The organism is Streptomyces sp. UNOC14_S4, assembly GCF_020740835.1.
Taxonomy (GTDB): Bacteria; Actinomycetota; Actinomycetes; order Streptomycetales; family Streptomycetaceae; genus Streptomyces.
Genome location: NZ_JAINFC010000278.1, coordinates 1 through 10,038 on the forward strand (window position 1 = coordinate 1; position 10,038 = coordinate 10,038).

6 protein-coding genes are annotated in these 10,038 nt (G+C 72.9%); 2 read left to right on the top strand and 4 right to left on the bottom strand.

All coding sequences use genetic code 11. From position 1 onward, the window contains the following. Positions 1 to 309 precede the first annotated feature (309 nt). Both K6I34_RS23010 and K6I34_RS23015 read left to right on the top strand, forming a co-directional pair. The gene (locus K6I34_RS23010) at positions 310 to 597 is read left to right on the top strand and encodes a chorismate mutase (protein ID WP_229328228.1); all 288 of its coding nucleotides are present in this window, start codon (positions 310 to 312) and stop codon (positions 595 to 597) included. 926 nt (positions 598 to 1,523) lie between these two features. Continuing rightward, a complete protein-coding gene (locus tag K6I34_RS23015) occupies positions 1,524 to 2,579 on the top strand; it encodes an LAETG motif-containing sortase-dependent surface protein (protein WP_229328229.1) in 1,056 nt (351 codons plus the stop codon). Between the two features lie 207 nt (positions 2,580 to 2,786). Here K6I34_RS23015 and K6I34_RS23020 read toward each other — a convergent pair whose 3' ends face one another. The 4 genes from K6I34_RS23020 to K6I34_RS23035 form a co-directional block, all read right to left on the bottom strand. Continuing rightward, the gene (locus K6I34_RS23020; protein ID WP_229328233.1) at positions 2,787 to 4,517 is read right to left on the bottom strand and encodes a GMC family oxidoreductase; all 1,731 of its coding nucleotides are present in this window, start codon (positions 4,515 to 4,517) and stop codon (positions 2,787 to 2,789) included. 149 nt (positions 4,518 to 4,666) lie between these two features. Continuing rightward, the gene (locus K6I34_RS23025) at positions 4,667 to 6,286 is read right to left on the bottom strand and encodes a succinic semialdehyde dehydrogenase (protein WP_229328230.1); all 1,620 of its coding nucleotides are present in this window, start codon (positions 6,284 to 6,286) and stop codon (positions 4,667 to 4,669) included. 116 nt (positions 6,287 to 6,402) lie between these two features. Next, complete coding sequence (locus tag K6I34_RS23030; RefSeq protein ID WP_229328231.1) at positions 6,403 to 8,148, bottom strand: serine/threonine-protein kinase; 1,746 nt, start codon at positions 8,146 to 8,148, stop codon at positions 6,403 to 6,405. Positions 8,149 to 8,197: 49 nt separating this feature from the next. Beyond that, the gene (locus K6I34_RS23035; protein WP_229328232.1) at positions 8,198 to 9,916 is read right to left on the bottom strand and encodes a serine/threonine-protein kinase; all 1,719 of its coding nucleotides are present in this window, start codon (positions 9,914 to 9,916) and stop codon (positions 8,198 to 8,200) included. Between the last annotated feature and the right edge of the window lie 122 nt (positions 9,917 to 10,038).

Genomic DNA, 10,038 nt, shown 5'->3' on the forward strand with positions numbered 1-10,038 from the left:
TTCCGGCGGTTCGGGAGGGGGTCTGTATTTGTCGATTCTACCGGGGCGCGCGAGCTTGCATTTGTCTCACCATCCGAATCCGCCTTGGCCCCGGCGGCCCACAGGGGCCATACTGTGCGCCATGCGCAAGCACCTGACCTTCGTCTTTACCTATGGCACCCGGCCCGTCCGGCTGCCATGGTCGTGCTGCTTGAGCAACTGACAAGCGACTTCCGAGGCGCCCCGGGCCGACAAGGCCCGGGGCGCCTCGCGTTTTTCCGGACCTTGTCGCTCCGGGGACCGCCCCACGGACCTTTGGAGGAAAAGACAATGAGCACCCGGACCGTCGCGGAGACCGGAGCCCGTACCGACGAGGCGGCGGGCGTCATCACGGACGCGCGCAAGCGGATCGACGACCTCGACAGCCACATCATCGGGCTCGTGCAGGAACGCATGGCCGTCTCGGCGGTGATCCAGCGCGAACGCATCGCCTCGGGCGGCCGCCGCGTGAACCTGGCGCGCGAGATGGAGATCCTGACCCACTACAGCGGTCAGCTGGGCAAGCCGGGCACGACGCTCGCCATGACGCTGCTGGAGCTGTGCCGGGGGCGCGTCTGAGGCCCGCCGGAGCGAGCCGTTGGCAGGGGCGGAGCCGATCGCAGGGACGGAGCCGGTGGCAGGGTGGGGGCGGAGCCGGTGGCGTCCGGAGGTACACAGGGGCGCGTCCGGGGAACCGTCCGCTCCCGTACCGCCCCTTCGTCACCCGTACGGCGCGTGTCCGTGCCGGAGCCCCTTCGTTGGACCCGGTGTCGCACCAGCCAGGAGCGGCCCACCTGAAATCCACGCGTGGCTTCCGTCCCTGTTCATCTGGGCGCCCGGCAACGACAGGGCGGATCCACCGGAGCGCGAGACGTGCGCGCGTACGCACGTCGTGGGACCGCGGTCCGGTGACACGGTGGCCGGTCAGCAGGGGACAGCAGCCCGGTCGCCATACGAAGGACGGTCGGTTCCGGGGACGCCTGGAACCGACCGTATCCGGTCGAAACGGTTGCGCTCGGCGCGGCGCATCCCGCACGATGCAAAGGGAACACCAAAACCCTGATTCCGTACCACCATTGGTCCGACCTCTGCCGCTCGAAGACCGCTCGGACCGGGCGGCCGGCAGCACCACCGCGCACGACCACCGCACCGCACAACAGAGCCCGCGGCGCTCCCCCCGGCGCCGCTTCGCGGCACCGACTCTGCCCTGACCTCGGTGCCGGCAGTCAAGGGCCCCGAGGCCGCCCGCACGCCCCCGCGGAGACGGCCCGGGGCCCTTCGCCGTGCCCACCGCCGCCGCACACCGCCCGCGCGCCACGGACCCGCGGGAGCGCCTCCGCGAGCACCTGGCGCCCGCCCGCAGTGTGAATACGAACACATGCGCTCAATTCGCGATCACCGGCATGCCCGGCCGTTAGCATCGCCATGCACCTGTAAAGCGGCCATACCGCGCTTTCCCCCCACCGCGACGGCCATCGACACCTTTCGGACCGGAAGAGGTCTCCATGAAGCTTCGTCGCGCCCTGGCCACCGCGGCCGTCACGGCCGCCATAGGCCCCGCCGTACTCCTGTCGGCGCCCACCGTCCACGCCGCGACCGGCGACCAGGTCGCACCCGGCGTTCCCGCGGCGACCACGGCGCCCGGCGACCATCGGATCCCCGGTGCCACCAAGGCGCCCGTCGAGCCCACCCCGGGGCCCACGAAGGGCGAGTCCAAGGAGCCCACCACCGGGCCCACGGCGCCGGAGGCGAAGCCCTCGGCCTCGGCTTCGGCTTCGGCTTCGGCTTCGTCCAAGCCCCCGGCCGAGGACCCTGCCGACCCGGCCACCTGTGAGAAGGAAACGGAAGAGGAGCGCAGCAGCGCCTCGCTGCACGGCCTCCCGAGCAAGGTCGTCGCCGGGGCGGGCTGGCAGGAGTTCACCTACCGGGTGTCCAACGTCTCCAAGGTCACGCTCACGGAGACCGTGGCCTCCCTCTACTTCGGCAGCGCCGACCTCGAAATCGACGACGTCAGGGAACTGGCCGTCACCGTCGAGTGGTACGACAAGGCCCGGAGCACGTGGGTGCCCATCCAGGGCGAGGGCGCCAAGGCCGACGCCGAGACCGGGTTCGCGACCGTCAAGAACCTCAAGCCGGGCGAGTACGCGGACGCCAGGATGCGCATCAAGGCCGGCGCGAAGGCCAAGCCCGGGGCCGGGTACTTCTCCACGATCAGCTGGTCGACCGGTGCCGACCGGAAGTGCGGCTACGACAAGGTCGATTTCTACGACGTCGACGTGCTGGCGGCGGGCAGCAAGCCGGGCAAGGTCGACGACGCCACGGGCAAGCCGGAGAAGCCCTCCGGGCACGACGCGAAGGGCAGCCAGGGCGGCGACGCGGGCAAGGACCCCGGCCGGAAGCCGGCCGGCCAGGGCACGCAATCGGAGATCCCGGTCTCCGGCAGCCTGGCCAAGACCGGTTCCTCGTCCGACATGCCGCTGATCGCCGGGATCGGCGGGGCGGCCGTCGTGGTGGGCGCGGGTGCGCTCTTCGTCGTGAAGCGTCGCAAGAACGTCGCGTAACGGCTGCGCCGGGCTTGGCGGTTCGGGTGCGGATGCTTTTTCTCGGGTGCGCCTACCAGGCTGCCACCCAGGCCCGGTGTGCGACTGCGGGCCGTCGACGGCTGGTCGCGCAGTTCCCCGCGCCCCTGACGGGGCGCGGCCCGCACGTGCCCGTCCCCCACGGACAGCAACCGACCACCACCGGGGGTCCGGGGGCGCAGCCCCCGGCTAACTGCCCGGCAGCCGCAGGGCCGCGAACGCCCCCCGTGGGACCGCCGGTTGCCGTGGGGCGACCGGCGGGACGCGCACGTAGGCGGCGCCCTGTACCGGCCTCGGGTCCGGTTCGTTCTTGTTCGGCCAGAGGGACATCGCTCGTTCCGCCTGTGCGGTGATGGTCAATGACGGGTTGACCCCGAGGTTCGCGGAGACGGCCGCCCCGTCGACGACCGAGATGCCCGGGTGCCCGTACAGCCGGTGGTACGGGTCGACGACGCCCCTGTCCGCGTCCGCGCCGATCGGGCAGCCGCCCAGGAAGTGCGCGGTGAGGGGCGTACCGATCAGCTCCCCCACGTTGCTGCCCGCGAAGCCGTTGATCTCCTGGGCGATGAGCGTCGCGGCCTCGGTCGCCTCGGGGATCTGCGTGGGGTTGGGGGCGCCATGCCCCTGGCGCGCGGTGAGCAGGCCCTTGCCGATGCCCCGCTTCTTCCGGTACGTCGTCAGGGAGTTGTCGAGCGACTGCATGACGAGCCCGATGATGGTCCGCTCGGACCAGCGGCGGTTGGACAACGACCGCAGCAGCAGGAGGGGATGGCGCGCGCAGTGCGCCGCGTAGGCGACGGCCCGCGGCGTGCCCGTGCCCGTGCTCAGCGGCACTTGGAGGATGGACAGCGCGCCCATCGCGTTGGACCCCTTGCCGTAGCGGACCGGTTCGATGTGGGTGTCCGCGTTGGGGTGGACGGACGACGTGATGGCGACGCCCCGGGTGAAGTCGACGTCCTTCACGCCGTGTGCCGCGCGGTAGCGCCTTCTATCCGTCTGGGCGCCGACCACTGCCTCGGAATTCGTCCGGGTCAGCCTGCCGAGTCCGTCCGGGATGCGCGGCAGGAGCCCCTTGTCCTTCATCGTGTGCAGCAGCGTCTGCGTGCCGTACGTGCCCGCGGCGATGACCACGTACTGCGCGCGCAGCACCCTGGGGCGGGCCTTGCGCCTCTTGTCGGTGGGGACGGTGACGACGCGGTGGCCGCCCTCCCGGTGTTCCGTGACGGCGACCACCGTGGTCATCGGGTGGATGACGGCTCCGGCGCGCTCGGCGAGGTGGAGGTAGTTCTCGTTGAGGGTGTTCTTCGCGCCGTGGCGGCAGCCCGTCATGCACTCGCCGCACTCGGTGCAGGCCCTGCGGGTGGGGCCCGCTCCCCCGAAGTACGGGTCCGCGGCCTCCTCCCCCGGCATGGCCTTCCGCGTGCCGTCCGCGTCACGCCCGTCCCCGAAGAACACCCCCACCGGGGCCAGGTGGAACGTGTCGCCCACGCCCATCTTGTCGGCGGCCGCCCGGAGATGGACATCCGAGGCCGTCATGGTCGGGTTGAGCCGTACGCCGAGCATCCGCTGCGCCTGCGCGTAGTACGGCTTCAGTTCGCCCTGCCAGTCGGTGATGTCCGCCCACTGGGGGTCGTCGAAGAACGCCTTCGGCGGCACGTAGAGGGTGTTGGCGTAGTTCAGGGAGCCGCCGCCCACGCCAGCGCCCGCCAGGACCATCACGTTGCCGAGCAGGTGGACGCGCTGGATGCCGTAGAGGCCCAGTGCGGGGGCCCACACATAGTTGCGCAGGTCCCAGGAGTTCCTGGGCAGCGTCTCGCGGGTGAAGCGGCGGCCCGCCTCCAGCACTCCGACGCGGTAACCCTTCTCGCTCAGGCGCAGGGCGGACACCGCGCCGCCGAAGCCCGAACCGACCACGATCACGTCGTAGTCGTAGCCGTTGTCGTAGTCGTAGTCGTAGTCGTAGTCGTATCCGGTGTTCCCGTCGCTCCCGGCGCTCCTGCCGTTCCCGCCGTCCCTGCCGTCCTGTTCGCCTTCGGTCTCCGGCACCGTGCCTCCGTGTGTGCGTCCGGTCAGCGCAGGCGCAGGGTCTTCAGCGCGCGCAGACTGCTGGTCGTCAACGCCGTGTACTTCTCGTCCGTCAGCCCGAAGGACGGGGCGAGCGGCATGATCCGCTGCTGGGCGACGGTCTGGGCCTCGGTGTACTTCAGGATGCCCTCGGAGCCGTGCCTGCGGCCCAGGCCGGAGTCGCCCATGCCGCCCATGGGGGCCTGTGCGCTGCCGTAGGCGGCCGCGTACGCCTCGTTGACGTTCACGGTGCCCGTCCGCAGCCGTGCGGCGAGCGCGCGGCCCCGGCGGGCGTCCCTGGTCCAGACGGACGCGTTGAGCCCGTACGGGGTGGCGTTGGCGAGCTCCACCGCCTCGTCCTCGTCCCGGAAGCGGTACACGGAGACGACAGGGCCGAAGGTCTCCTCGGCGCAGACGGCCATCGGGGGCTCGACGCCCTCCAGGACGGTCGGTTCGTGGAAGAGCGGGCCGATGTCGGGGCGCCGGCGGCCGCCCGCGAGGACGGTGGCGCCCTTGGCCACGGCCTCCTCCACATGGCGGACCACGGTCTCCAGTTGGCGCTCGGAGGCGAGCGAACCCATGTCCGCGCCGTACGCGAGGCCCGTACCGAGCCGCAGGGCGCGCGTCCGCGCGACGAAGCGTTCCAGGAAGGCGTCGGCGACCGACTCGTGGACGTACAGCCGCTCGATGGAGACGCACAGCTGGCCCGCGGAGGAGAAACAGCCGCGGACCGCTCCCGCCGCGGCCTTCTCGACGTCCGCGTCGTGCAGGACCAGCATGGCGTTCTTGCCGCCGAGTTCGAGGGAACAGCCGATCAGCCGGGCGGCGGCGGCACGGGCGACCTCGCGGCCGGTGCGGGTGGAGCCGGTGAAGGAGACGTAGTCGGCGTGCGCGACGACGGCCGGGCCGACGACCGGCCCCTCCCCCAGCACGATCTGCCAGACGGCCTCCGGCAGGCCCGCCTCGATCAGCAGCCGCCGCGCCCACAGGGCGGTGAGCGCGGTCTCGGTGTCGGGCTTGGTCACGAGGGCGTTGCCCGCGACGAGGGCGGGCAGGGCGTCACCGGCGGACAGCTCGAAGGGGTAGTTCCAGGGGGCGATCTGGCCGACGACACCGCGCGGCTGCCGCAGTTCGGTCACCCGGGTGAGCACGGGGACGACGCCTGTGTGCCGTTTGGGCCGCAGATACGCGGGGGCCTGCCGTCCGTAGTGCCGGGCGGCGACGGAGACGGCCTGCACCTCCTCGTGCGCGTGCAGCCGGGACTTGCCGGTCTCCAGCTGGATGAGGTCCAGGACCTCCGGCTGCCGGGCCAGGAGGAGATCGTGGAAGCGCAGCAGTACGGCGGCACGCGCGCGTACCGGGCGGGAGGCCCACGCGCGCTGCGCCTCGCGGGAGCGCGCGAAGGCCGTGGCGACGTCCTCCGGGGTGGCCTCCGGCAGGTCCGCGAGTTCCTCCCCTGTGAACGGCGTGTGGTTGGCGGTGGTGCCGGTGCCGACGACGCCCTGAGTGAGCCGGGCGACGAGCGAGGGGGTGACGACATCGGCGGCGCCACGGGCTCCGGGCGGAGCGACGGGGTTGCCGCCGGTCGTCGGTGTCATTGCCGTGCTGTCCCGCGAGTCGGTCATGAGGGCGAGCGTAGGCGGGCCCGCACTTTTTGGGTACCCGGCAGTAACCGATTTCCTTCAGACGGACAGGAGTTGCCGCGGAGGCGTTCCGGAGCGCCTCCGGGCCCGCTTCGCGATCACGACTCCTGGAGCTGCAGGTGCTTGATCACGTCCTCGAAGATCCGCTCGCCGTCGTCGCGCGCCTTGCCGTCGGCGGGCATCCAGACCTCGAGCCGCCAGGCCACCTTCGTGTCGTTGTCGCCGTCGACGATGATGTGGGAGCGGCGGCAGCGTTTGGGGTCGTCCTCGCCGCTGCCGGGCGCGCGGTAGACGGTGGTGACCTCCGCGACGTCCGGGCCCGCGCCGTCCTCCAGGGTGGGCTCCGCCTCGGCCAGGGCGTCGGGGCCCGACGTGTAGCGGGCCATGAGCTTCTTGGCCTCGTCCTTCGCGGAGCCGATGCGGGGCGGCTTGTCGGTCTCGGACCTCGGCTGTTCCGACGCCCTGCCCAGGTAGACGGTGAAGACCCCGCTGGGGTCGCGGAAGACGACATCGCCCTTGTCCTCCTCGACGGTGCGCTGGTAGTCACCGGGCACCGCGAGGGACGCCTCGACCACCTCGCGCTCGTCGCGGACCGTCCAGCCCTCCGGCATCGTCGCACGCGACGCGAAAGGGTCCGCCAGGACGAGCCCCACGGCCGCGGCGGCGACCAGCAGGCCGCCCGCGAGCCCCCACCGGGCCTTGCGGCTGCGCTGAAGTACGGGCGGCACCCACTTGCTGCCGCCGTCACCGGCCGGAGGCACGGTCGAGAGCGTCGTCAGTGCCTGAGTCGGCGCCTGAGCCAGCGCCTGAGTCTGCGTCGGCGCCTGCGGCACCGGGCGGGCCACGGCCTCCAGCACCTCTCCGATCTCCTCCGCCGCGGGCCGGGCCGCCGGGTCCTTGTGGAGCAGCCGCATGACGAGCTCGCCCAGCGGGCCCGTGCCATGGGCGGGCGGCTGCGGCTCGGCGGTGAGAATCGCCTGGAACGTCCCCGGCGCGTGCGAGCGGCGGAACGGCGACACGCCCTCGACGGCCGTGTAGAGCACGACACCGAGCGACCACAGGTCGGACTCGGGGCCGGGCCGCCGGCCCAGCAGCCGCTCCGGCGCGATGTACTCCGGCGAGCCGACGAAGGCACCGGACTCGGTGAGCCGCTGCTCGCCCTCGATCTGGGCGATGCCGAAGTCGGTCAGCACCACGCGCCCGTCCGGCGCGAGCAGGACGTTGTCCGGCTTCACGTCGCGGTGCAGCACGCCCGCGGCGTGCGCGGCCCGCAGCGCGCCCAGCACGGCGAGACCGATCCGGGCGGCCTCGCGCCGGTCCAGCGTGCCCTCGCTGAGCACGTCCCCGAGGGAGCGCCCGCGGACGAGCTCCATGACGATCCAGGGGCTGCCGTCCTCGACGACCACGTCGTGGACCGTGACGACGGACGGGTGGTCGATACGGGCGGCGGCGCGGGCCTCGCGCTGCATCCGCTGGTGAGTGTTCTGCCGCTGCTGCTCGGGGACGTGGTCCGGGACCCGCGGCTCCTTCACGGCGACGTCGCGGTCGACGACCTCGTCGCGCGCCCGCCAGACGGTGCCCATGCCCCCGATGCCCAGGCGGGACAGCAGCCGGTAGCGGCCGCCTATCAGACGCCCCGCGCCGAGGCCGGTGCCGCCGCTCCGGTGCCCGTACGGAGGGGCGCCGCGGCGGTCGGGGTCGGGGTCGTACGGGGTGTCCACACCGTCCTGGTCGTACGCGCCGTACGACGCGTACGAGTCGTCCTGCCGGGCGCCCGTCGGCGGGGCGGGCGGCTGGAGCTCGTAGCTGGTGGGCTGCTCGGCCTCTCCCCCGTCTCTCGTCATGGCCCCATCATTACCGACGGTGACTCGCCCTTCCCGCACCAGGGTCGCACTACGAGCCCACCGGGACGAAGGCGTCGAGCGCCGTCCACGCGTAGCGGCGCCCCTGGTCGGCCTCGTCGCCGGGAGCGGACACCCATACGTCGTACGTCCTGTCCCCGTCGGCCCAGCAGAGGTCGTACGTGTGCCTGGCATCACCGCTGTCCTCGGTCCAGGTGAACTCCCACAGGGCGGCCGCGTGCCCCCTGTGGGTGGCCGGGGTGACGGTGCCGTCGCGGTAGCCGGGGTAGCTGCCGGGGGCGTCCTCGTCCTCCGCGCGCATCAGCTCCATGGGGCCGCCCTCCCGCCGGGCGCGGGGGCGGATACCGAGGCGGAACTCCTGGCCGGGCGAGGAGTAGAAGACACGCGGCGCCTCGTAGGAGCGGGTGAAGCCGTCCGGGACGGCGAGGGCGAAGCCGCCGGGGTCCGTGACCATGTGATAGCCCGCCGGTGCGGTGACGGGGGCGGACGGAACCGCCGTGCCGGGCGCGGAGGGGGTTTTACCGCCCGGCGCTGAGGGAACCTTGCTGCCCGGCGGGAACGGGGAGCCCGAACCCGCCACGGGGCCGCTGCTCACCTGCGGCGGGCGGTGGTCCGTGTCCCCCGGACCGTGGTCCGAGAGCATCGCGGTGATCCCGGCGCCCATGCCCGCCAGCGCCACGACGGTCACGCCCGTCATCAGGGCGATACGCGCGCGGGGCGACGGTCCCGGGGCGAGGGGCGGACACGGGAACGGCGGCGGGCCGGGCGGCGGCACGTACGGCGTGGTGGCGGGCGGCGCGGGCCGGGGCACGGTCGCGGGCGTGCGGACGGGGCCGGCGCGGGAGCGTCCGGGCAGCGCGCACGTCCGCCGGGACACCGTGCCGGGGAGCTCCACCGTTCCGCCCTGACGGCTCGTTTCCAGGACGGCGAGCAGCAGCGCTTCCGCTTCGTCCGGGCCCATCCGGCACCCGGGGTCGCGCTCCAGCAGACCCCGTACGACCGGCAGCAGCGGCCCGACGGCGGCGGGTGGCCGGATCTCGTCGTGGACGACCGCCTGGATGATGCCGCCCAGCGAGTCACGGTAGAACGGGGATTCACCGTGGAGTGCCACGCACAACAGCACTCCCAGTGACCACAGGTCCGAGGCCGGGCCGGTGGCGCCGCCCGCGATGCGTTCCGGCGCGGTGTATTCGGGCGAGCCGACGAAGGCACCGGACTCGGTGATGGTCGGGGCGCCCGGCACCTGGGCGATCCCGAAGTCCGTCAGCACGACTCGCCCGGTACCGTCCTCCAGCAGGACGTTCGCCGGTTTGATGTCCCGGTGCAGCACGCCGCGGCCGTGCGCCGCCCGCAGCGCGCCCAGCAACGCCAGCCCGATGCGCGCCGCTTCGTACGGCCCGACGGGCCCGTCCGCCGCCAGCACGTCGGACAGGGCCCGGCCCTCGACCAGCTCCATGACGATCCACGGGCGCCCCTCCTGCGTGACTATGTCGTGCAGGGCGACGACGTTCGGATGGCTGATCAGCGCGGCGGCACGGGCCTCGCGCAGGGTGCGGTCGACGCGGGAGCCGGGCGCGGTGGCGGGGCCGGACGGCGAGGACTCGTCCATGTGCAGTTCCTTGACCGCGACTTCACGGGCGAGCAGCTCGTCGGTGGCGCGCCAGACGGTGCCCATGCCGCCGCGCCCGATCCTCTCCCGGAGGCGGTAGCGGCCCGCGATCAGACCATCGTGTGCGGCGAAGGTCCCCATGGAACACATCTTTCCCCGCCTTCCCCCACCTCACGTGTCCGTACCGGCCGCTTCCGTTCAGGGGGCACCCTGTGCACGGGACAAGGGACTTGGGGCCGCGCCCGGCCCGCCCCCCCGGGGGA